General features: G+C 66.1%; 21 protein-coding genes. 9 read left to right on the top strand and 12 right to left on the bottom strand.

What is annotated here, in order from left to right; all coding sequences use genetic code 11:
• Window positions 1-6: 6 nt before the first annotated feature.
• From BC358_RS09805 to scpA, 3 genes are read right to left on the bottom strand one after another with little or no spacing between them, the layout of a single operon-like run.
• A complete protein-coding gene (locus tag BC358_RS09805) occupies window positions 7-1,539 on the bottom strand; it encodes an acyl-CoA carboxylase subunit beta (protein WP_066151425.1) in 1,533 nt (510 codons plus the stop codon).
• 39 nt (window positions 1,540-1,578) lie between these two features.
• On the bottom strand, window positions 1,579-2,583 hold the full coding sequence (gene meaB / locus BC358_RS09800; RefSeq protein ID WP_179130046.1) for a methylmalonyl Co-A mutase-associated GTPase MeaB: 1,005 nt from the start codon (window positions 2,581-2,583) through the stop codon (window positions 1,579-1,581).
• A 16-nt stretch (window positions 2,584-2,599) separates the two neighbouring features.
• Window positions 2,600-4,762 carry a methylmalonyl-CoA mutase gene (gene scpA / locus BC358_RS09795; RefSeq protein WP_079365677.1) on the bottom strand — a complete coding sequence of 721 codons (2,163 nt, stop codon included), beginning with the start codon at window positions 4,760-4,762 and terminating at the stop codon, window positions 2,600-2,602.
• Window positions 4,763-4,904: 142 nt separating this feature from the next.
• Between scpA and BC358_RS09790 the strand changes: the two genes are divergently transcribed.
• The 3 genes from BC358_RS09790 to BC358_RS09780 all read left to right on the top strand — a co-directional run bounded on the left by BC358_RS09790 (window position 4,905) and on the right by BC358_RS09780 (window position 7,848).
• On the top strand, window positions 4,905-5,540 hold the full coding sequence (locus tag BC358_RS09790) for a GntR family transcriptional regulator (RefSeq protein ID WP_066151430.1): 636 nt from the start codon (window positions 4,905-4,907) through the stop codon (window positions 5,538-5,540).
• Between the two features lie 16 nt (window positions 5,541-5,556).
• Window positions 5,557-6,447 carry a Dyp-type peroxidase gene (locus tag BC358_RS09785; RefSeq protein WP_066151432.1) on the top strand — a complete coding sequence of 297 codons (891 nt, stop codon included), beginning with the start codon at window positions 5,557-5,559 and terminating at the stop codon, window positions 6,445-6,447.
• Window positions 6,448-6,558: 111 nt separating this feature from the next.
• Window positions 6,559-7,848, top strand: coding sequence for an NAD(P)/FAD-dependent oxidoreductase (locus tag BC358_RS09780; protein WP_079365676.1), 1,290 nt, complete (start codon window positions 6,559-6,561; stop codon window positions 7,846-7,848).
• Between the two features lie 15 nt (window positions 7,849-7,863).
• Here the strand turns inward: BC358_RS09780 and BC358_RS09775 are convergent, their stop codons facing one another.
• The 5 genes from BC358_RS09775 to BC358_RS09755 all read right to left on the bottom strand — a co-directional run bounded on the left by BC358_RS09775 (window position 7,864) and on the right by BC358_RS09755 (window position 13,289).
• Entirely contained in the window at window positions 7,864-8,307 is a 444-nt protein-coding gene (locus tag BC358_RS09775) for an FKBP-type peptidyl-prolyl cis-trans isomerase (protein WP_066151434.1), read from the bottom strand.
• Between the two features lie 13 nt (window positions 8,308-8,320).
• Window positions 8,321-9,346, bottom strand: a complete 1,026-nt coding sequence (gene dusA / locus BC358_RS09770) for a tRNA dihydrouridine(20/20a) synthase DusA (RefSeq protein WP_066151436.1) — start codon at window positions 9,344-9,346, stop codon at window positions 8,321-8,323.
• Between the two features lie 71 nt (window positions 9,347-9,417).
• A complete protein-coding gene (gene phbB, locus BC358_RS09765) occupies window positions 9,418-10,155 on the bottom strand; it encodes an acetoacetyl-CoA reductase (RefSeq protein ID WP_079365675.1) in 738 nt (245 codons plus the stop codon).
• Window positions 10,156-10,202: 47 nt separating this feature from the next.
• Window positions 10,203-11,384, bottom strand: coding sequence for an acetyl-CoA C-acetyltransferase (locus tag BC358_RS09760; protein WP_079365674.1), 1,182 nt, complete (start codon window positions 11,382-11,384; stop codon window positions 10,203-10,205).
• A gap of 75 nt (window positions 11,385-11,459) precedes the next feature.
• On the bottom strand, window positions 11,460-13,289 hold the full coding sequence (locus BC358_RS09755; protein ID WP_079365673.1) for an alpha/beta hydrolase: 1,830 nt from the start codon (window positions 13,287-13,289) through the stop codon (window positions 11,460-11,462).
• Window positions 13,290-13,415: 126 nt separating this feature from the next.
• Between BC358_RS09755 and BC358_RS09750 the strand changes: the two genes are divergently transcribed.
• Window positions 13,416-13,715 (top strand): hypothetical protein, encoded by a 300-nt coding sequence (locus BC358_RS09750; protein WP_079365672.1) that lies wholly within the window; start codon window positions 13,416-13,418, stop codon window positions 13,713-13,715.
• Here BC358_RS09750 and pgeF read toward each other — a convergent pair.
• The 4 genes from pgeF to BC358_RS09730 are packed head-to-tail and all read right to left on the bottom strand — an operon-like array spanning window position 13,635 to window position 17,549.
• On the bottom strand, window positions 13,635-14,420 hold the full coding sequence (gene pgeF, locus BC358_RS09745) for a peptidoglycan editing factor PgeF (RefSeq protein WP_079365671.1): 786 nt from the start codon (window positions 14,418-14,420) through the stop codon (window positions 13,635-13,637). The genes BC358_RS09750 and pgeF overlap by 81 nt on opposite strands.
• Window positions 14,420-15,061, bottom strand: a complete 642-nt coding sequence (gene maiA, locus BC358_RS09740) for a maleylacetoacetate isomerase (RefSeq protein ID WP_079365670.1) — start codon at window positions 15,059-15,061, stop codon at window positions 14,420-14,422. The genes pgeF and maiA overlap by 1 nt, the downstream gene beginning before the upstream one ends.
• Before the next feature lie 20 nt (window positions 15,062-15,081).
• A complete protein-coding gene (locus BC358_RS09735; RefSeq protein ID WP_079365669.1) occupies window positions 15,082-15,978 on the bottom strand; it encodes a ribose-phosphate diphosphokinase in 897 nt (298 codons plus the stop codon).
• On the bottom strand, window positions 15,978-17,549 hold the full coding sequence (locus BC358_RS09730) for a thymidine phosphorylase family protein (protein WP_079365668.1): 1,572 nt from the start codon (window positions 17,547-17,549) through the stop codon (window positions 15,978-15,980). Before BC358_RS09730 ends, BC358_RS09735 begins: the two co-directional genes overlap by 1 nt.
• Window positions 17,550-17,632: 83 nt before the next feature.
• Here BC358_RS09730 and BC358_RS09725 point away from each other — a divergent pair, with 83 nt between their 5' ends.
• The 5 genes from BC358_RS09725 to BC358_RS09705 all read left to right on the top strand — a co-directional run bounded on the left by BC358_RS09725 (window position 17,633) and on the right by BC358_RS09705 (window position 22,706).
• Entirely contained in the window at window positions 17,633-19,018 is a 1,386-nt protein-coding gene (locus BC358_RS09725; RefSeq protein ID WP_079365667.1) for a Rieske 2Fe-2S domain-containing protein, read from the top strand.
• On the top strand, window positions 19,015-20,493 hold the full coding sequence (locus BC358_RS09720; protein WP_079365666.1) for a glutamine synthetase family protein: 1,479 nt from the start codon (window positions 19,015-19,017) through the stop codon (window positions 20,491-20,493). The genes BC358_RS09725 and BC358_RS09720 overlap by 4 nt, the downstream gene beginning before the upstream one ends.
• 14 nt (window positions 20,494-20,507) lie before the next feature.
• Window positions 20,508-20,837, top strand: coding sequence for a 2Fe-2S iron-sulfur cluster-binding protein (locus BC358_RS09715; protein WP_079365665.1), 330 nt, complete (start codon window positions 20,508-20,510; stop codon window positions 20,835-20,837).
• 30 nt (window positions 20,838-20,867) lie between these two features.
• Entirely contained in the window at window positions 20,868-21,563 is a 696-nt protein-coding gene (locus BC358_RS09710) for a fumarylacetoacetate hydrolase family protein (RefSeq protein WP_066151459.1), read from the top strand.
• A gap of 84 nt (window positions 21,564-21,647) precedes the next feature.
• On the top strand, window positions 21,648-22,706 hold the full coding sequence (locus tag BC358_RS09705; protein WP_066151463.1) for a TRAP transporter substrate-binding protein: 1,059 nt from the start codon (window positions 21,648-21,650) through the stop codon (window positions 22,704-22,706).
• Window positions 22,707-22,738: the final 32 nt, after the last annotated feature.

Below are 22,738 nucleotides of genomic sequence, written 5' to 3'. Positions count from 1 at the left end.
GGGCGATCAGAGCGGGATGTTGCCGTGCTTGCGCCAGGGGTTCTCGATCTTCTTGTCTTTCAACATCACGAGACTGCGGCAGATGCGCTTGCGGGTCTCCGACGGCAGGATCACGTCGTCGATGAAGCCGCGCGCGCCAGCCACGAAGGGGTTGGCGAACCGGGCCTTGTACTCGGCCTCGCGCTCGGCCAGTTTGGCCGGGTCCTTCTTCTCTTCGCGGAAGATGATCTCCACCGCGCCCTTGGCACCCATCACCGCGATCTCGGCGTTGGGCCAGGCGAAGTTCACGTCACCACGCAGGTGCTTGGAGGCCATCACGTCGTAGGCGCCACCGTAGGCCTTGCGGGTGATCACCGTGATCTTGGGCACGGTGCACTCGGCGTAGGCGTAGAGCAGCTTGGCGCCGTGCTTGATGATGCCGCCGTACTCCTGCGAGGTGCCGGGCATGAAGCCCGGCACGTCGACGAAGGTGACCACCGGGATGTTGAACGCGTCGCAGAAGCGCACGAAGCGCGCGGCCTTGATCGAGCTCTTGATGTCCAGGCAACCAGCCAGCACCAGCGGCTGGTTGGCCACGATGCCCACCGTCTGGCCGTCCATGCGGGCGAAGCCGACGATGATGTTCTTGGCGTAGTCGGGCTGGATCTCGAAGAAGTCGCCGTCGTCGACCGTCTTGAGGATCAGCTCCTTCATGTCGTAGGGCTTGTTCGGGTTGTCCGGCACCAGCGTGTCCAGGCTCTTGTCCATGCGGTCGATCGGATCACCGCTGGGGCGCACCGGCGCCTTTTCCCGGTTGTTGAGCGGCAGGTAGTTGTAGAGGCGGCGCAGCATCAGCAGCGCTTCCACATCGTTCTCGAACGCGCCGTCGGCCACGCCGCTCTTGGTGTTGTGCGTCACGGCGCCGCCCAGCTCCTCGGCGGTCACTTCCTCGTGCGTCACCGTCTTCACCACCTCGGGGCCGGTCACGAACATGTAGGAACTGTCCTTGACCATGAAGATGAAGTCGGTCATGGCCGGCGAGTACACGGCGCCACCGGCCGAGGGGCCCATGATCATGCTGATCTGCGGGATCACGCCGCTGGCCATCACGTTGCGCTGGAACACCTCGGCGTAACCGCCAAGCGAGGCCACACCTTCCTGGATACGGGCGCCGCCCGAATCGTTCAGGCCGATCACCGGGGCACCGACCTTCATGGCCTGGTCCATGATCTTGCAGATCTTCTCGGCGTGCGCTTCGGACAGCGCGCCGCCGAACACCGTGAAGTCCTGGCTGAAGACGAACACCAGGCGGCCGTTGATCATCCCGTAGCCGGTCACGACGCCGTCGCCGGGGATCTTCTGGTCCTGCATGCCGAAGTCCACGCAGCGGTGCTCCACGAACATGTCCCACTCTTCGAAGGTGCCTTCGTCGAGCAGCACTTCCAGGCGCTCACGCGCCGTCAGCTTGCCCTTGCTGTGCTGGGCGGCGATGCGCTTCTCGCCGCCGCCCAGGCGCGCCGCGGCGCGCTTCTTTTCCAGTTGGTCCAGGATGTCTTGCATGGTGGTCTCTCCGGTGAAATCGTTGTGATCGGGTGGACGTCAGTCGAACCGTTCGAGCAATTGGCGTGCGGCCGTGGAGGCGGCGAGTTCGCCAGCCTGCACCTGCCGCGTGAAAAGGTCCAGCCGCTCGCGCACCCGCGGGTGCTCGCGAAAGCGCTGCTTGAGGCCGGCGTCGATGCGTTCCCACATCCACGCTCGGGCCTGCTGCTGGCGACGCCCGGCCAGTCGGCCATTGGAGGTCTGCAGGCGTCTGAATTCGCTCACCGCCGACCAGAAGTTGTCCACGCCCTGCCCGTGCAGCGCGCTGATCTGGATCACCTTCGGGTGCCAGATGGCTTGGTCGTGGTGCATGTGGTCCGGGTTGCCGTGCAGCCCCAGCAGGCGCAGTGACGACATGATCTGCGCCCGCGCGCGGGTGGCGGCGTCGGGATCGATGTCGGCCTTGTTGATGACGACCAGATCGGCCAGTTCCATCACGCCCTTCTTGATCGCCTGCAAATCGTCTCCGGCGTTGGGCAACTGCAGCAGGCAGAACATGTCGGTCATCCCGTGCACTGCGGTCTCGCTCTGGCCCACGCCCACGGTCTCGACGATCACCACGTCATAGCCCGCGGCCTCGCAGACCAGCATGGCCTCACGCGTTTTCTCAGCCACGCCGCCCAGCGTGCCGCTGCTCGGGCTGGGCCGGATGTAGGCGCGCTCGTGCACGCTCAGGTGCTCCATGCGCGTCTTGTCGCCCAGGATGGAGCCACCGGATACGGAGGAAGAAGGGTCAACCGCCAGGACCGCCACGCGGTGGCCCTGGCCGATCAGGTACAGGCCCAAAGCCTCGATGAAGGTGCTCTTGCCCACGCCGGGCACGCCGCTGATACCCAGGCGAAAGGCACCACCGGTGTGCGGCAGCAGCCCGGTCAACAGTGCATCGGCCTGCTGGCGGTGGTCGGGGCGGGTGGACTCCAGCAGCGTGATGGCCTTGGCCATCGCGCGGCGCTGGACGGCCGGCGCACCGCCGACGATGCCCGTCTGGATCTGTTCGGGGGTCACGGATGCGTCCGGACGGTCAGGCGGCGTCAACCGCCTTCTTGATCTGCTCCAGCACGTCCTTGGCGCTGGCCGGGATCGGCGTGCCTGGGCCATAGACGCCCTTGACGCCGACCTCGTACAGAAAATCGTAGTCCTGGCGCGGGATCACGCCACCCACGAACACCACGATGTCGTCGGCGCCCTGGTCCTTCAGGGCCTGGATAATGGCAGGCACCAGGGTCTTGTGACCGGCGGCCAGCGTGCTCACACCCACGGCGTGCACGTCGTTTTCGATCGCCTGGCGAGCACACTCCTCCGGCGTCTGGAACAGCGGACCCATGTCGACGTCGAAGCCCAGGTCAGCAAAGGCCGTGGCCACCACCTTGGCGCCGCGGTCGTGGCCGTCCTGGCCGAGCTTGGCGATCATCACGCGCGGGCGACGGCCCTGCGCGTCGGCGAAATCGCTGATTTCCTTCTTGAGCTGTTCCCAGCCTTCGGCAGAGTCGTAAGCAGCGGCGTACACCCCGGTCACCTTCTGTGTGTCGGCGCGGTGGCGCCCGTAAACCTTCTCCAGCGCGTCAGACACTTCGCCGACGGTGGCGCGCAGGCGGATGGCCTGGATGGACAGGTCCAGCAAGTTGCCCTGGCCGGACTCGGCGGCGGCGGTCAGCGCATCCAGCGCGGCCTGGACCTTGGCGTTGTCGCGGCTGGCCTTGATGGCCTGCAGGCGGGCGATCTGTGCCTCACGCACCTTGACGTTGTCCACCTCCAGGATGTCGATGGCGTCTTCCTGCTTGAGCTTGTACTTGTTGACGCCGACGATTACGTCCTTGCCGGAGTCGATGCGCGCCTGTTTCTCGGCCGCGGCGGCCTCGATCTTCAGCTTGGCCCAGCCTGAGTCCACCGCCTTGGTCATGCCGCCCATGGCGTCGACCTCCTCGATGATCTTCCAGGCCTCGTCGGCCATCTGCTGGGTCAGCGACTCCATCATGTAGCTGCCGGCCCAGGGGTCGACCACGTTGGTGATGTGCGTCTCTTCCTGGATGATGAGCTGCGTGTTGCGCGCGATGCGGGCGCTGAATTCGGTCGGCAGCGCGATGGCCTCGTCGAACGAGTTGGTGTGCAGCGACTGGGTGCCGCCGAACACGGCAGCCATGGCCTCGATGGTGGTGCGCACCACGTTGTTGTACGGATCCTGCTCGGTCAGAGACCAGCCCGAGGTCTGGCTGTGCGTGCGCAGCATCAGGCTCTTGGGGTTCTTGGCGTTGAAGCCCTTCATGATGCGGCACCACAGCAGGCGGGCCGCGCGCATCTTGGCGATCTCCAGGTAGAAGTTCATGCCCACCGCCCAGAAGAAGGACAGGCGACCGGCGAACTCGTCGACGTCCATGCCCTTGGCAATGGCGGTCTTCACATACTCCTTGCCATCGGCCAGGGTGAAGGCCATCTCCAGCGCCTGGTTGGCGCCGGCTTCCTGCATGTGGTAGCCCGAGATCGAGATCGAGTTGAACTTCGGCATGTGCTTGGCCGTGTACTCGATGATGTCGCCGATGATCTTCATCGACGGCTCGGGCGGGTAGATGTAGGTGTTGCGGACCATGAACTCCTTGAGGATGTCGTTCTGGATGGTTCCGCTCAATTTGTCCTGGCTCACGCCCTGCTCTTCCGCCGCGACCACATAACCGGCCAGGATGGGCAGCACGGCGCCGTTCATGGTCATGGAGACCGAGACCTTGTCCAGCGGGATCTCGTTGAACAGGATCTTCATGTCCTCGACCGAGTCGATCGCCACACCGGCCTTGCCCACGTCACCCGTCACGCGCGGATGGTCGGAGTCGTAGCCGCGGTGGGTGGCCAGGTCAAAGGCCACCGACACGCCCTGCCCGCCGGCCGCCAGCGCCTTGCGGTAGAAGGCATTGGATTCCTCGGCGGTGGAAAAACCGGCGTACTGGCGGATGGTCCACGGCCGCACCGCGTACATCGTGGCCTGCGGGCCGCGGATATAAGGCTCAAAACCCGGCAGCGTGTTGGTGTACGGCAGGTCCTTGGTGTCTTCGGCCGTGTACAGCGGCTTGACGCTGATGCCGTCGGGCGTGACCCAGTTGAGCGCGTTCACGTCGCCACCGGGTGCGGATTTCTGGGCGGCCTTGGCCCAGGCTTCGAGGTTGGCGGGGGCGAATTCGGAGGGTTTCTGGCTCATGGCAGGGGCTCGCTCTGGCGGACGGACAGCGGTGTGGGATCTGCAACAGATCCGGCCGCGGAGTTTACATCATTCATAATTATTGATGCAAAATATTCCAGCGGGCTTACAATGCAGCCGCTGTCACCCGACCCATCCCTGCATGTCTGCCCTCTCCCTTGCCCCCCGCGCCCTGTACGAAGAAGTTGCCGAACTCCTGCGCCAGCGCATCTTCAAGCGCGAACTGGAGCCCGGCAGCTGGATCGACGAACTCAAGCTGGCCGAGGAATACGGCATCAGCCGCACCCCGCTGCGCGAGGCACTCAAGGTGCTGGCGGCCGAAGGCCTGGTGACCATGAAGGTGCGCCGCGGCGCCTACGTGACGGAAGTGTCCGAGAAAGACCTGGCCGACGTCTACCACCTGCTGTCGCTGCTCGAATCCGACGCTGCCGGCGTGGTGGCCGAGCGCGCCACCGACGCCCAGCGCACCGAACTGCAGACCCTGCACGCCGAGCTGGAAACCGCCGTCACCAATCGCGACCGCTTCTTCGCCGTCAACGAGCAGTTCCACATGCGGCTGCTGGAGATGGCCGACAACCGCTGGCGCCAGCAGATGGTGGCCGACCTGCGCAAGGTCATGAAGCTCAACCGCCACAGCTCGCTGTTCAAGTCCGGCCGAATCGAGGAGTCGCTGGCCGAGCACCGAGCGGTCATGGCCGCCCTGCTCGCGCGCGACGCCAACCTGACCCGCCAGCGCATGCAGGAACACTTCCGCAACGGGCTCGAAGCGGCGACCTGAGCCGATAATCCCGGGCATGAGCATCGCCCACCTCGCCCAACCCGGCATCCTCGAACCCATTCCCGCCCACGGGCGCTACCTCACCTGCCAGCTGCGGGTCGGCGTCGACCCGCGCGTGGTGCTCAAACGGCTGGCAAGCCAGGCCGATGGGCAGGCCACCGTGGTGGGCATCGGCGCCTCGCTGGCGCGCGAACTGGGCGCCCAGGTGCCCGGCCTGAAGACCTTCACCGGCATCGACGGTGCCCGCATCAAGCTGCCCGCCACGCCCACCGATCTGCTGGTCTGGCTGCGCGGCACCGACCGCGGCGACCTGCTGATCCGCAGCCGCCACCTGGAAACGCTGCTGGCGCCGGCCTTCGACGTGACCGACATCACCGACGCCTTCAACCACAACCAGGGCCGCGACCTCACCGGCTACGAGGACGGCACCGAGAACCCACAGGGAGACGAGGCACTGGCCGTGGCCCTGTTGCCCGAAGAAGCTGGCGACCTGGCCGGCAGCAGTTTTGTGGCGGTGCAGCGCTGGCACCACCACATGAGCCGCTTCGAAGCCATGCCCAAGCACCAGCAGGACCACACCATCGGCCGCGAACGCGAAAGCAACGAAGAACTCGACGACGCGCCCGAATCGGCCCACGTCAAGCGCACCGCGCAGGAAAGCTTCGCGCCCGAAGCCTTCGTGCTGCGCCGCTCCATGCCCTGGGCGGAAGGCAACAACGGCGGTCTGGTGTTCGCCGCCTTCGGCCACTCCTTCGACGCGTTCGAAGCCCAGCTGCGGCGCATGTCGGGTGCCGAGGACGGCATCACCGATGCGCTGTTCAGCTTCTCGGAACCCCAGACCGGCGCCTATTTCTGGTGCCCGCCCGTCTGCGACGGTCTGATCAACCTGCGCGCGCTGGGCCTCTGACCGGCCATCGCCGGCCGGGTTTTCCCTCGGTCCGGGTTTGACTTTTCTCAAGTCACATACCCCCAGGGGCATACATGATCAGGTCTCCAAGATCCACCACTGGAGACCCCCATGGCACGCATCGTCATTCTGGGCGCCGGCATCGGCGGCATGCCCATGGCCTACGAAATGAAGGCCCTCGCCCGCCCGGGCGACACCGTGACCGTCATCAGCGAAGCCCCCAAGTTCCACTTCGTGCCGTCCAACCCCTGGGTGGCGGTCGACTGGCGCCAGCGCAAGGACATCGAGGTCGACATCGCACCGGCACTCAAGCGCAAGGGCATCGAATCCATCATCCAGCGCGCCAGGCGGGTCCACCCCGAAACCAACCAGGTCGAACTGGACGACGGCAGCCGGGTGGACTACGACTACCTGGTCATCGCCACCGGGCCCAAGCTGGCGTTCGACGAGATCGAAGGTCTGGGCCCCCACGGAGGCCACACCCAATCAATCTGCCATGTGAGCCACGCCGAATCCAGCAAGCTCGCCTGGGAGGATTTCGTGAAGACCCCAGGCCCCATCGTCGTGGGTGCGGTTCAGGGCGCATCCTGCTTCGGCCCCGCCTACGAGTTCGCGATGATCATGGACACCGACCTGCGCCGCCGCAAGATCCGCGACAAGGTGCCCATGACCTTCGTGACCTCCGAGCCCTACATCGGCCACCTCGGTCTGGGCGGTGTGGGCGACTCCAAGGGCATGCTCGAATCGGCCTTCCGCCAGCGCCACATCAAGTGGATCTGCAACGCCAAGACCACCAAGGTGGAAGCGGGCCAGATGTTCGTGACCGAACACAACGACCAGGGCCAGCCCATCAAGGAGCATGTGCTGCCCTTCCAGCACAGCATGATGCTGCCCGCCTTCAAGGGCGTGGACGCGGTGTTCGGCATCGAGGGGCTGACCAACCCGCGCGGCTTCATCACCATCGACGAACACCAGCGCAACCCGAAGTTCCGGAACATCTTCAGCGTGGGGGTCTGCGTGGCCATCCCGCCTGTGGAAGCCACGCCCATCCCCTGCGGCACGCCCAAGACCGGCTACATGATCGAGTCCATGGTCACGGCCACTGCGCACAACATCCGCGAACTGCTGGACGGCCAGGAGCCCACCCACAAGGCCACCTGGAACACGGTCTGCCTGGCCGACTTCGGCGACACCGGCGCGGCCTTCGTGGCCCTGCCCCAGATCCCGCCGCGCAACGTGAGCTGGTTCAGCGAAGGCAAATGGGTTCACCTGGCCAAGGTGGCCTTCGAGAAGTACTTCATGCGCAAGATGGAGAAAGGCACGTCCGAGCCGATCTACGAGAAGATCATCATGGACTTCATCGGCATCACCAAACTCAAGGCCAAGCTCACCGGCAAGTGAGCTCGGCAACCGGCCTCACTTGCCAGCGATGCCGAGCAGCTCCACCTCGAACAGCAGCGTGGCATTGGGCGGGATCACGCCGCCCGCACCACGCTCGCCGTAGGCGATCTGGCTCGGGCAGGTGAGCTTGGCCTTGCCGCCCACCTTCATGCGCTGCACGCCTTCGGTCCAGCAGGGAATCACGCGGCCCAGCGGAAACTCGATCGGCGTGCCGCGCGCGTAGGAGCTGTCGAACTCCTTGCCATCGGGGAAGGTGCCCTTGTAGTGCACCTTGACCGTGTCGGCCGCCGTGGGGCTGGTGCCGCTGCCGTCCTTGAGCGAACGGTAGACCAGGCCGGTCTTGGTGACCACGGCGCCGGCTTCCTTGGCAGCGGCTTCGGTGACGGCGTTCTGGGCCGAGGCGTTCAGGGACAGCAGGCCGGCAGACAGTGCGACGGCGCAGATCAGCAAACGGGACATGGCGGGTGTTCTTTCAGTGGGTGGAGACAGAGGGTTCGAACGGAGTTTCGTCGCGCGGCGCGCCGACATGGGCCTGGGCCATTGCCCAGACCTCGCGCGGCGGCAGGGGTTTGAGGCGGTGGTCGCTCCAGACCTGGCGCCACTTGCGCGCGCCGTGCAGGCCGTGGCGCAGACCGAGCATGTGGCTGGCGATCGAATACCAGTTCACGCCGTCCTGTGCGTGGGCGCGTTCCATGTAATCGATCATGGCCAGCTCGACCGCTTCGCGGGTCGGCACCGGACGTGAGGCATCGCCATAGAAGCGCTCGTCCCAGCCCGCCATCAGCCAGGGGTTGTGGTACGCCTCGCGGCCGACCATGACACCGTCGACATGTTCAAGGTGCGTGGCGATCTGGTCGTCGGTCGTGATGCCGCCGTTGACCGAAATGGTCAGCCCGGGGAAGTCCTGCTTCAGCCGGTAGGCCAGCTCGTAGCGCAGCGGCGGAATCTCGCGGTTTTCCTTGGGCGACAGGCCCTTGAGCCAGGCGTTACGGGCATGGACCAGAAAGACCTGGCAACCGCCCTCGGCCACCGTGCCGACGAAGTCGCGCACGAAGTCGTAGCTCTCGACCTTGTCGATGCCGATGCGGTGCTTGACCGTCACCGGCACGTCCACTACATCGACCATCGCCTTCACGCAGTCGCGCACCAGCGCGGCCTCGCCCATCAGACAGGCTCCGAAGGCGCCGCGCAGCACGCGCTCGCTCGGGCAGCCACAGTTGAGGTTGATCTCGTCGTAGCCGCGGTCCTGCCCCAGCTTCGCGCACACCGCCAGATCGGCCGGTTCGCTGCCACCGAGCTGCAGCGCCACCGGATGCTCCTCTTCATTGAAGAACAGATGCTGGGCGGCATTGCCGTGGATCAGCGCCCCCGTGGTCACCATCTCGGTGTACAGCAGGGTGTGGCGGGTGAGCAGGCGGTGGAAGTATCGGCAGTGGCGGTCGGTCCAGCCCATCATGGGTGCGACCGACAGGCGCCAGGGAGAAACGGAAGCAGACATGGGGCCGGATTATCCCTGTGGGCAACAAAAAACCCGCCGAAGCGGGTTTCATGTTTGTGCCATGGGCACCATCACCCCATATGGAGACCACCATTGACCGAGAAGTCCGCGCCGGTGGCGTAACCGCCCTCTTCGCTGGCCAGCCAGGCGATGATGGACGCGATTTCCGACGGCTCGCCCAGGCGCTTGACCGGCACCGTGGCGACGATCTTCTCCAGCACGTCGGGGCGGATGGCCTTGACCATGTCGGTGCCGATGTAGCCCGGGCTCACGGTGTTGACCGTCACACCCTTGGTCGCCAGCTCCTGCGCCAGCGCCATCGAGAAGCCGTGCATGCCGGCCTTGGCGGCCGAGTAGTTGGTCTGACCAGCCTGGCCCTTCTCACCGTTGACCGACGAGATGTTGATGATGCGGCCCCAGCCCTTTTCCACCATGTCCGGCACGACCTGCTTGGTCACGTTGAACATGGAGTCGAGGTTGGTGTTCATCACCGCGTCCCAGTCCTCCTTGGACATCTTCAGGAACATGCGGTCCTTGGTGATGCCGGCGTTGTTGACCAGCACGTCGATGCTGCCGTGTTCGGCCTTGGCCTTGGTGAAGGCCTCGACGGTGGAATCCCAGTCACCCACGTTGCCGACCGAGGCGTAGAAGGTGTAGCCCAGCGCCTTCTGCTCGTCCAGCCACTTGTTGTAGTCGCGGGTGGGGCCGCAGCCGGCGATGACCTTGAAGCCGTCCTTGTGCAGGCGCTGGCAGATTGCGGTACCGATGCCGCCCATGCCGCCGGTGACGTATGCAACTTTCTGACTCATGTGTGTGCTCCTCTGGGTGGTGCCGTGTGGCGAAAAAGTAGTGGGTATCAGGCGCGTTCAACAGCAAGGGAAACGCCCATGCCGCCGCCGATGCACAGCGCGGCCAGGCCCTTTTTGGCGCCGCTGCGCTGCATCTCGTGCAGCAGCGTCACCAGGATGCGGCAGCCGGACGCACCGATGGGGTGGCCGATGGCGATGGCGCCACCGTTGACGTTGACCTTGGCCGGATCGATGTCCAGCGCCTTGTTGACTGCGCAGGCCTGGGCGGCAAAGGCCTCGTTGAGTTCGAACAGATCAACATCCGACGCCTTCCAGCCGGCGCGGGCCAGGGCCTTTTGCGAAGCCGGCACCGGTCCCATGCCCATGGTGGCCGGGTCCAGGCCGCTGGTGCCGAAGGCGGCGATGCGCGCCAGCGGCGTCAGGCCCAGGGCGGCTGCCTTCTTGGCCGTCATCACCATCACGGCGGCGGCACCGTCGTTGATGCCGGAGGCGTTGCCAGCGGTCACGGAACCGGCCTTGTCGAAAGCGGGGCGCAGACCGGCCAGCGCTTCGGCATTGGTTTTCTTGTTGATGAACTCATCACTGTTGAACACCAGGGGATCGCCCTTGCGCTGCGGGATCAGCACGTCAACGATCTCATCCTTGAACTTGCCGGCGTCCTGCGCAGCGGAGGCTTTCTGCTGGCTGCCCAGCGCCAGGGCGTCCTGCATCTCGCGGGTGATGCCGTGGGCCTTGGCCACGTTTTCGGCGGTGATGCCCATGTGGTACTGGTTGTAGACGTCCCACAGGCCGTCGACGATCATGGTGTCGGTCATCTTCCAGTCGCCCATGCGCTGGCCGTCGCGGCTGCCATTGAGCACGTGCGGGCTGGCGCTCATGTTTTCCTGACCGCCGGCGATCACGATCTCGCTGTCCCCCCAGGCCACGGCCTGCGCGGCCAGCATCACGGCCTTCAGGCCCGAGCCGCAGACGGCGTTGATGGTCAGCGCCGGCGTTTCCTTGGCCAGACCGGCCTTCATCATGGCCTGGCGGGCCGGGTTCTGGCCACAGCCAGCGGCGAGCACCTGGCCCATGATGACTTCGCCGATGGCGTCGGTGGGCAGACCAGTGCGTGCCAGCAGTCCCTTGATGACGATGCTGCCGAGTTCGGTGGCCGGCGTCTTGGCCAGCGAACCGCCGAACTTGCCGACGGCGGTGCGGGCGGCGGAAACGATGACGATGTCTTCCATGTGGTTCTCCTTGAAGGGTGGGTGCAGCAAAGTTTGGGGTTTGCGTTCAGCCATGAACGCAAACGGTCAGGACGTTCAGGCCTTGGCCTTCACATAGCGGCCAGGCGCCGGCTCGATGGCCGCATACGCCTTGCCTCTGCCATAGGTCTTGGGCGCAGCAATTTGCTTGCCAGCCAGGGGTTTGAGCCAGGCGGCCCAGTCGGTCCACCAGCTGCCCTTGTGTTCGGTGGCGCCGTCGATCCACTCGTTCACGTCGGCCGGGAACTGGCCAGCCGGTCCGGTCCAGTGGCTGCGTTTGCCGGCGGCGGGCGGGTTGATCACACCGGCGATGTGACCCGAAGCACCCATGACGAAGCGCTTCTTGCCCGGGAACACCTGCGTGCTGGCATAGGCGCCGCCGATCGGAACGATGTGGTCCTCGCGCGAGCCGTAGATATAGACCGGCAGCTTGACCTTGCGAAAGTCCACCTTCTGCCCGCAGACCGTGGTCTTGCCGGGCTTGACGAGGTTGTTCTCCAAGTACATGTTGCGCAGGTACCAGGCGTAGTACGGGCCGGGCAGGTTGGTCGCGTCGGAGTTCCAGTACAGCAAATCGAACGGCGGCGGCGACTCGCCCTTGAGGTAGTTGCCGACGACGTAGTTCCAGACCAGGTCGTTCGGTCGCAGGAAGCTGAACGTGGTGGCCAGGTCGCGGCCCGGCATCAGCCCACCCTGGGCAAACTGCATCTCGCGCATCTTGACGAACGGCTCGTCGATGAACACGTCCAGGATGCCCGTGTCGGTGAAGTCCACCAGTGTGGTCAGGAAGGTGGCGCTGTGCACCCGCTCCTCGCCGCGCGCAGCCAGAACGGCCAGCGCATTGCTCAGCATGGTGCCGCCCACACAGAAGCCCAGGGCATTGATCTGCTCGGCGCCGGTGATGTCCTGCGTGGTGGTGATCGCCTTGATGACGGCGTCTTCGATGTAGTCGTCCCAGGTCTTGTGGCCGAGCGAGGCGTCCGGGTTGCGCCAGCTCACCACGAAGGTGCGGTTGCCCTGCTCGACGCAGTAGCGGATGAATGAGTTGGTCGGCTGCAGGTCGAGGATGTAGAACTTGTTGATGCAGGGCGGCACCAGCAGGAACGGACGCTCGTAGACCTTGGCCGTCAGCGGCTTGTATTCGATGAGCTGGAACAACTCGTTCTCGAACACCACGGCGCCTTCGGTGGTGGCGACGTTCTTGCCCACCTCGAACACGCTCTCGTCGGTCATCGACACGTGGCCCTGCTTGATGTCGTGCAGCAGGTTGGCCACGCCCTTGGCAATGCTCTCGCCCTGGGTCTCGATGGCCTTCTTCTGCGCCTCGGCGTTGAATGCCAGGAAGTTGCTCGGCGCGCTGGCGTCGATCCACTGCTGGACCGCAAAGCGCACCCGCGTGCGGGTCTTGGCATCGCCTTCGACCGCATCGGCCAGTGCCATCAGCGTGCGGGCGTTGAGCAGGTACACAGCCGCCGTGTAGGAGGCCACGGGGTTGTTGCCCCAGGACTCGTCCGCGAAGCGCCGGTCCCCTTTGGGCTGGACCGCCGGCCCCTGGTTCCACAGGCCGGCCACATCCTTGAGGTACTGGTTCTGGATCTCGATCAGCTTGGCCGGATCAAAACGGACCTGGTGTCCCGTGGTCTGGGCCAGCAGGTCACCCATCCCGGGCAACTGCCCCATCTGCGGCATCGGCATGCCAAACGGATGGGCCACACCGGCCTGCGGCATGAAGGCCTTGAACGCTGCGAAGGGATCAGGGGAAGTGGGGGAGCCCTGCGCCGCCCCGGGAAAGGCCTGTGCGGCCTGTGTCCACTGCTGGATGAGCTGGTTCTGGAACTGCTCGGCCGCCTGCAGCCAGTCGGGCTGCGGTGTCTTACCAGATGTCATGCAAGTCTCCGATGTTTGTCCTGCGGCTTATTATCAAGTCCTCATGGGCTTGAGGCCGGGTTTTCCCTAGTGTCGGTCTGCTCACTTCCAACAAACTGACAACAAACTTCCCGGTCGCAGGTCGCTATGTATCTGGTTGTGATCGCTTGGCTCTATGTGGTGCTGATGATGTCGGTGGCCGAAGCCACTGGCACCAACGGCTCTTTTCTTGGAGCCATTGTGACCTTTTTTCTTTACGGTTTAGTGCCGCTTTCATTGGTGGTTTACCTGATGCTCACGCCGCAACGGCGCAAGGGCATCCGGGAGCGCGAGGCGGCCGAGGAAGCACGGCGCCAACAGGCGGCTTCAGACCTTCCAGATGCTGGCGGCCATGCGGCCGGTGCTGCCGAGCCGGGCGGCGTCCCGGCGGTGGGAAAAGAACCGTGACGACTGGGTAACGGTGCACCAGGCATCGCCGCCGTCGTTGCCGAATACCTGGGTCACCCCCATCGCGCCCAGACGCAGGCGCGCCAGGGCCGGCAGGTCGGCCAGATACTTGCCTTCGGCGGGCAATGCCTCAAAACACCGCACGGCGTCGTGGTCGACCGTCACGAACGCCTCGCGCACCTCTGCACCGACTTCGAAGGCCTTGGGACCAATACAAGGCCCCAGCCACACCAGCGGTGACGCCGTCGTTGCAGACAAGGCCCGCAAGGCCCGAAAAGTGGCCTCCAGAATGCCGTGGCCGTCCTGGCCCGCGAGTCCGCGCCAGCCGGCATGAGACGCGGCCACCGCCGATCCGTCGGGCAGGCACCAGAGCACCGACAGGCAGTCGGCCACCATCACGGTGCAGGCCACACCAGCGTGTTCGGTCAGGCAGGCATCGGCCTCGGTGCCATCGGGGGTGGTGCCATGGAGCGCGGAGACCTCCACGCCATGGATCTGGGACAGGAAGACGGGGCGCGCTCCCATGGCTTCCCGCAGGCGCTGGCGGTTGGTGGCCACCGCCGCCGGGTCGTCCCGCACGTGGTCACCGAGGTTGAAACTGTCGAAGGGCGGTGTCGAAACCCCACCGGCCCGCGTCGTGAACAGCGCGCGGATGCCTGCGGGCGCCGGCCAGTCGGGCACCAGCCATTCGGAAGGCCATTCCATCAGGGTTCGTTGTCCGGACAGGCCGAAGGCTGGGCCTGCTGGAACGCGGGCAGCGCCATGCAGGCCTCGAACGCCGCCATGGTGCGCGGCAGGCCGTCCATGGGCGTGTTGAAACGCTGGCCATTGAAGATCTGCGGCACCAGGCAGCAGTCGGCCAGGGTCGGCGTGTCGCCACAGCAGTAGCGGCCTGCGGGCAGCTGGTTCAGCTGGCGCTCGAAGGCCTCCAGACCGGTGCGCACCCAGTGGCGGTACCAGGTGTTCTTGGCTTCTTCATCGACCTTGAGCGTGCCCGCGAGGTACTTGAGCACGCGCAGGTTGTTGATCGGGTGGATCTCGCAGGCGATCGACTGCGCCAGCGCGCGCACCCGGGCGCGACCGATGGCATCGCCGGGCACCAGTGCCGGCCCGGGATGGGTCTCGTCGAGGTACTCGATGATGGCCATGGACTGCGACAGGCGCGTGCCGTCGTCCAGCTCCAGCAGAGGCACCAGACCGTCGGCGGCGATGTCGGCGTACGCAGACTTTTTGTGTTCACCCTTGGCCAGGTGCACCGGCACATAGTCATAGGCAATGCCTTTGAGCGCCAGCGCGATGCGCACGCGGAAGGACGCAGAGGAGCGGAAGTAGTTGTAGAGCTTCATGGTGCAAGCATAAGGGGATGTCAGAGGCCGCGCAGCCGTGCGGCCACGGCCGGAACGATGCTCACGGCGTTGCTGGGATGAGGGATGCAGTCGGTGCTCCAGAGGCGGTCCACGCCTGCTTCCCGGATCAGCGCCACAGCGCCTTCGGCAAACAGCGCGTGCGTCACCGCCACGTCGACCGACGCCGCACCGGCCTCGCGCAGCAGCGCGGCCGCGCGCGCCAGCGTGTGGCCCGAACTGGCCACATCGTCCATCAGCACCACCGCCCTGCCCCGAACCGCCAGCGTGGGCAGCTCGATGTCGACCTCGCGGTCGCCGTGGCGGGTCTTGCGGCACACGCCGTGCTCCCAGCCGTGGCGCCGGGCCGCCTGCGCCACCCATTGCAGCGACTCCTCATCGGGCCCGATCAGCAGCACATCGGCGGCGCACTGGGTGGCGATGTGGTCCGACAGCAGCGGCGCACCGTCGAGCACCATGGCGTCCCGCACGGGAATCGCCTCCTGCAGCGTGGCCACACGGTGCAGGTGCGGATCGACCGTGATCACCGCATCGAACAGGTCCGCCAGAAACGCCCCGACGATGCGCTGGCTCACCGCCTCGCCCGGGTTGAATGCGATGTCCTGCCGCATGTACGCCAGATAGGGTGCCACCAGGGTCAGGTGTTGCGCGCCGAGCGTTCGTGCCGCGCGGGCCACCAGCATCAGCTCCACCAGCTTTTCGTTGGGCTGGTGCAGGCCGCGCCAGACCACCACGCGCGGCGGCAGCGCCGCGGGCAGACGCACCTTCACCTCGCCATCGGGGAAGCGGTGCCGCTCCACGACCGCGAGCGCCAGGCCCGTATGGTTGGCGCAGGCCTGCGCCACCGTGCGCTCGTCGTCGAAACACAGCAGCACGCCCGACAAAGGAACAGAAGACATCAGGACTCCACAAAAACCTGGGGAATCTGGGCGGCCGTGCCCAGGGAGATACCACAGTGCCGGTCGACCGCGTGGCGTGCGAAGTGCAGGTCGGAAGGGTAGTCGGCGTGGATGCGGTAGAGCACCTGGCCGGCGCGCACCGTGTCGCCCAGCCTACACAACAGGTCCACGCCCGCGCCCTTGACCTTGGGCGCGCCGGCCAGTCGCGCGATCTGGGCGATCTGCAGGTTGTCAATGCCGATCACCACGCCGTCGGTGGCCGCGGGCACCTCCAGGGTCAGCGCCCCGAGCGCCGGGTGGTGGTGGTCAAAACCATGCGAGCCCTGCGCCGCGATGATGGCCTGCATGCGGCTGAGCGCCCGGCCCGACTCCAGAATGTCGCGCGCAATCGCGTAGCCCTGGCCGCCGCGCACGTCGGGGCTGCATTCGATGAGGCGACCCGCCAGCCGCAGCGACTTCTGCCGCAGGTCGTCGGGCGCCTCGGGGTCGTTTTCGAGCACGCGCATCACGTCGCGCGCCTCCAGCGCCGGCCCGATGCCGCGGCCCACCGGCTGGCGGCCATCGGTGATGACCACATCCAGCGACAGGTGCAGGCGCTGCGCCACGTACTCGAACAGGCGGCGCAGCTTCTGCGCCTCGGGCATGGAGCGCACCTTGGCGGTGGGGCCGATGGGAATGTCCAGCACCAGGTGCGTCGCACCCGCCGCCATCTTCTTGGACAGGATGGAGGCCACCATCTGCCCGGGCGAATCGAGCGCCAGCGGCCGCTCGACCGAGATCAGCACATCGTCGGCGGGCGACAGGTCGGCCGTGCCGCCCCAAGCCAGACAGCCCCGGTGGTCGCGCACGATGTCGGTCAGCCGGTCGAACGGCAGCTCCACATTGGCCAGCACCTCCATGGTGTCGGCCGTACCGGCCGGCGAGGTGATGGCGCGCGAGGAGGTCTTGGGAAACACCAGGCCATAGGCGGCCACGATCGGCACCACCAGCATCGAGGTGCGGTTGCCCGGGATGCCGCCGATGCAGTGCTTGTCCACCACCAGCGGTTCGCGCCAGTCCAGCCGCCGTCCGCTGGCCACCATCGCCTCGGTCAGGAACGAGACTTCCTCGCGGTCGAGTTCGCTGCGGTTGCAGGCCACGACGAAGGCCGTCAGCTCGATCTTGGAATAGCGGTGGCGGGCGATGTCGCCGACGATGGCGTGGAAGTCGTCGCGGCTGAGCCGCTCGCCATTGATCTTGCGGAACAGCGCCGGAATCGAGGCCGGCGGCTCCGCCTGCGTCACCGACGCCGGATGGCCCTCGGGCACCTCCAGCTGCGCAAATGCGTCCTCGGACACGCCGATCTGCTGGCAGCCCACCAGCGCCGGGTCATCGACCACGTTGAGCGTGGCCAGGATGCTGCGCCCGTTGGCGCGCACCTCGACCTTGGACAAGGCCTGGAAGCCCTCGGCCCGCACCACCGCGCAGTCCCGGTGCAGATAGGCCACGTTTTCGCGCCAGGTGTCGATCGCCACGCGGCGCAGGGTCAGCCCGGCGCCTGCGCCGGGAGTGGTTGTCTCTGGTGTCTCCATGGCTCCACGATACACCGCCCCGGGCCGCTTCTAGGCAACAGAAATCGGTTAATGTTTTGCCACCCCATGCAGGAGACACGCCCATGAAAGCAGAACAGAACCAGCGCCTGACCCAGGTCGGCCCCGGCACCCCCGGTGGCGAGTTGTTGCGTCGCTACTGGCAACCCGTGGCCATGCTGGACGAGTTCGATCCGGCGCTGGATCCATCCATGGCCATCCGCCCGGTCAAGGCGGTGCGGCTGCTGGGTCAGGACTTCGTGCTGTTCAAAGACGCCCAGGGGCGTTTCGGCATGCTGGACCGCGACTGCCCGCACCGCGGTGCCGACCTGGCCTATGGCCGCAACGAGGGCGATGGCCTGCGCTGCCCCTTCCATGGCTGGAAGTTCGACGTGAGCGGCCAGTGCACCGAAACCCCGGCGGAACCTGCGGGCAGCACACTCTGCCAGCGCATCCGCCAGCGCAGCTACCCGCTGGTCGAAAAGGCAGGCGCATTGTTTGCATGGCTCGGCCCGGAGGGTCAGACGCCACCACCCTTCCCTGCGCTGGACTGCTTCGTCGCCCCTGCTTCGCACAGCTTCGTATTCAAGGGCCTGTGGCACTGCAACTGGTTGCAGGCGTTCGAGGTCGGCATCGACCCGGCCCACGCCTCCTACCTGCACCGCTTCTTCAACGATGCCCCGCTGGAAGGCAGCTACGGCAAGCAGTTCCGCGGTGCCAGCGCCGGCGACATCGGTGGCGAGCGCTGGCCGATGACGCGCGTGATGCGCGAGTTCGACCAGCCCGAGATTTCCTTCACCCAGCAGCCCTGGGGGCTGCAGCTGACCGCACTGCGCCCGTTGAACGAGGCGCTGACCCATGTGCGAGTGACCAACGACGTGTTCCCGCAGACCTTCGTGATTCCGCTGTCGGAGACCATGACGATCACGCAGATGCATGTGCCGGTGGACGACACCCGCAACTACTGGTACGCCTTCTTCACCAGCTTCGAAGCGCCGGTCGACAAGGCCACCATGCGCCAGCAGCGGCTGAAAGCCGTGACGCTGCCCGACTACATCCCCAAGGCCGGGCGCTGGAACCAATGGGGCTTCAACCCCGAGGAGCAGATGACCCGCACTTTCCTGGGCATGGGCGAGGACGACATCAACGTGCATGACCAGTGGGCCTGCGAGAGCATGGGCCCGATCCAGGACCGCACGCGCGAACACCTGGGCACCACCGACAAGGTCATCATGGCCCACCGCCGCCTGCTGCTGCAGGCCATGGACACCGTGGCGCAGGGCGGTACGGCGCCAGGCATCGGCGATGCGGCACAGGCTGCTGGCATCACCGGACCCGACACGGTCGACGGCATCGCACCGGCCCAGGGCTGGCAGGACTGGTGGCAACGCGCGGTGCGCGACAAGCGCGAGGGTGCGCCGTGGTCAAGCGCCACCGAACCGGCACAGACGCTGCTGGCGGCTGCCAAATGACGTCGTTCGCCGAACGCTGCGGCCTGCACGACACCCACCGGGAGGCGGCCTGCCTGCGCGCCGCCGAGCTGATCGAGTCCAGCGGCGTCCAGCGCGTGCGCATGGGCTGGTGCGATGTGCACGGACAGTTGCGCGGCAAGACCCTGATGGCACACGCCGCGGTCAAGGCCTTGCGCGACGGCGTCGGCATGGTCGGCACCATGATGCTCAAGGACACCTCGGACCACACCGCCTGGAAGGTGTTCGAGGCCGGGGGCACCGAAGGCCTGACCGGGTTCGCCGGCGCCTCCAACCTGATGCTGCTGCCCGACCCCGAGAGCTTCACCCTGCTGCCCTGGAGCGCGGGCACGGGCTGGTTGCGCTGCCAGCCCTGGCACAGCAACGGAACGCCGGTGGCGCTGGACAGCCGGCACGTGCTGGAGCAGGCGCTGTCCAGGCTCGCGATGGCGGGCTTCGGCTTCAAGACCGGCCTGGAGGTCGAATTTCACATCTACCGCATCACCGACGAAGCACCTCAGCTCAACCCCGAACTCGCAGGCTGGCCGGGATTGCCGCCAGCGGTGCAGATGATCCATCCCGGCTACAACCTGCAGGCCGAGGCCATGATGGACATGGCAGACGAGCCGCTGAGCATCGTGATGCAGACCGCCCAGGCGCTGGGCCTGCCACTGCAGTCGCTGGAGATTGAGCTGGGCCCGAGCCAGGTGGAGGCGGTGTTCGACGCCACCGATGCGCTGACCGCCGCCGACCAGATGGTGCTGTTCCGCAACGGCGTGCGGCAGGCGCTGCGCCGCGCCGGCTACCTGGCCACCTTCATGTGCCGCCCGCCCTTCCCCAACATCATGTCCAGCGGCTGGCACCTGCACCAGTCACTGGTTGAACGCGATGGCGGCCGCAACGGCTGTGCGCGCGCCGCTCCCGCCGAGGACAGCACGGTGCGCGACGCCCGCCACACCCTCTCGGACGCCGGTGCCCACTGGCTGGCCGGCCTGCTGGCGCATGCGCCGGGCATGACCGCGCTGTGTACCCCCACCATCAACGGCTTCGGCCGCTTCCGGCCCAACGCCCTGGCGCCGCAGCACATCCTCTGGGGCCAGGACAACCGGGGCGCGATGTTGCGCGTGGTGGGCGCCGCGGGCGACCCCGCCACCCGGATTGAAAACCGCATCGGCGAGCCCGCGGCCAACCCCTACCTCTACATGGCGTCCCAAATCCATGCCGGGCTGGACGGCCTGCTGCGCGGCCTGGAACCTCCGCCCGCCACCGACAATCCCTATGCCACCGGCCACGCTCGCCTGCCGGACAACCTGGGCGATGCCCTGGCCGCCCTGCGGGGCGACGAGGCACTGGTGAACGGACTGGGCGCTTCGGTGGTCGAACACTTTTGCCGCATCAAGCAGTCTGAAATCAACCGCCACGCCGACGCCCAGGACAAGGCAGACTTTGAACGGCGCGAATACTTCAGCCGCTACTGATTCACTTCTTTCACATGAGCACCATCCACATCCGTTTCGTCCACGCCGACCAGACCGAAGAAACCATCACCGCCGCCACCGGCCAGAGCCTGATGAAGGCCGCTGTCGACGCTGATATCCATGGCATCGAGGCCGATTGCGGCGGCGTTCTCACCTGCGCCACCTGCCACGTCATGATCGACAGCCCCTGGGCCGAGAAGCTGCCCAAGCCGGTGGCCGACGAAACCGACATGCTCGATTTCGCGGCCAGTCCGGTCGAGGCCGGCAGCCGGCTGAGCTGCCAGGTTCGGCTGACACCCGAGCTCGATGGGCTGGTGGTCCGCCTGCCCGCCTCGCAACACTGACCCACCTCCCCGAGTCCTGAAAGGTCACCGATGAGCTACACATTCGCCCCGCCCGCCGTCGTCTCCGTGCCCGTAGTGGGGCGCGCCGAACGCTTTCCCGTCCACCGCATCTACTGCGTGGGCCGCAACTACGAAGAACACGCCAAGGAAATGGGCTTCACCGGCCGCGAGCCGCCTTTCTTCTTCCTCAAACCTGCCGACGCCATCGTGGTGGCCGAGGCCGGACAGACCGCCACCATCCCCTACCCGTCGCTCACCGGCAACCTGCACCACGAGATCGAGCTGGTCGTCGCCATCGGCCGGGGTGGACGGAACATCAAGGCAGCCGATGCCGCCAGCCACATCTACGGCTACGCCGTGGGGCTGGACATGACCCGCAGAGATCTTCAAAACGACATGAAAAAACAGGGCCGCCCCTGGTGCATCGGCAAGGCCTTCGACCAGTCGGCGCCCATCGGCCCCATCACACCCGCCGCTGAAGCCGGCGACATCGCCAACGCCGCGATCTGGGTCCAGGTGAACGGCACCGACCGTCAGCGCAGCAATGTCTCGAAGCTCATCTGGAACATCGCCGAAACCATCGAGCACCTGTCGGCGGCCTGGGAACTGCAACCCGGCGACCTCATCTACACCGGCACACCCGAAGGTGTGGCTGCGGTGGTCAGCGGCGACACCATGAGCGGTGGTGTCGACGGACTCACCAGCATTGCTGTGCACGTGGGGTGACCCGGCAAGGGTAAACCCCCAGAGGCCGCTCCCTAGAATGGAACGCCTCTGATCCGCTGTTCCCCTAACTACAGGAGCCATCACATGATCCAGCGCAGAACCCTGCTCCAGTCCGGTGCCGCCGTTGCCTTCGGTGCCCCCGCCCTCGTCGGCCTTGCCCAGCAAAGCGTGACCCTCAAGTTCCACACTTTCATGGCGCCGCAATCCAACGTGTGGCTGAACATGCACAAGGCCTGGATGGACAAAGTCACCAAGGACTCCGAAGGTCGCATCAAGTTCGAGGCCTATCCCGCCATGCAATTGGGCGGCTCGCCCGTGCAGCTGTACGACCAGGCCAAGGACGGTGTGGTCGACATCGTGTGGACCCTGCCGGGCAACACCCCGGGCCGTTTCCCACGCATCGAGGTGTTCGAACTGCCGTTCATGATGAACAACGCCGAAGCGACCTCTCGCGCCTACTGGGAATACGTGCAGACCGCGGCCACGGACGAGTTCAAGGAAGTTCACCCGATCGCGCTGCAGGTGCACGGCCCCGGCATGTTCCACATGCGCGACAAACTGGTGAAGACCGCGGCCGACCTGCAAGGCTCCAAGGTGCGCGGCCCCACCCGGCAGATCACCAAGATGCTGGGCTACCTGGGCGCCACGCCGGTCGGCATGCCGCTGCCGCAGATCCCTGACGCACTGTCCAAGGGCGTGATCAACGGCTGCGTGATTCCCTGGGAAGTGGTTCCCTCGGTCAAGGTGCACGAGCTCACCAAGTTCCACAGCGAATTTGACCCTGCTGGCGGCGCGTTGTACACCACCACCTTCATCATGGCGATGAACAAGGCCAAGTACGCCTCGCTGCCGCCCGACCTCAAGGCCATCATCGACAAGAACTCGGGCATCGAAACCTCGGGCTGGCTGGGCAAGGTCCAGCAAGGCGGCGACGTTCCCGGTCGCGAGGCGGCGGTCAAGCAGGGCAACACCATCCACACCATCCCTGCGGCCGAGGCACAGGAGTTCAAGCGCAAGGCGCGACTGGTCGAGGTCGAGTGGATGCAGGACATGGACAAGCGCGGTTTCAACGGCAAGCAACTGCTGGACACCGCCAAGGCGCTGATCGAGAAGCACGGTAAGGCCACCACGAAGAAGGCCTGACAGCCGTCGGCTTCACAAGGGCTCCCAAGGGA

Source organism: Hydrogenophaga sp. H7 (genome assembly GCF_002025745.1).
GTDB classification, from domain to species: Bacteria; Pseudomonadota; Gammaproteobacteria; order Burkholderiales; family Burkholderiaceae_C; genus Hydrogenophaga; species Hydrogenophaga pseudoflava.
This window is presented reverse-complemented; position numbering and strand designations above follow the sequence as displayed.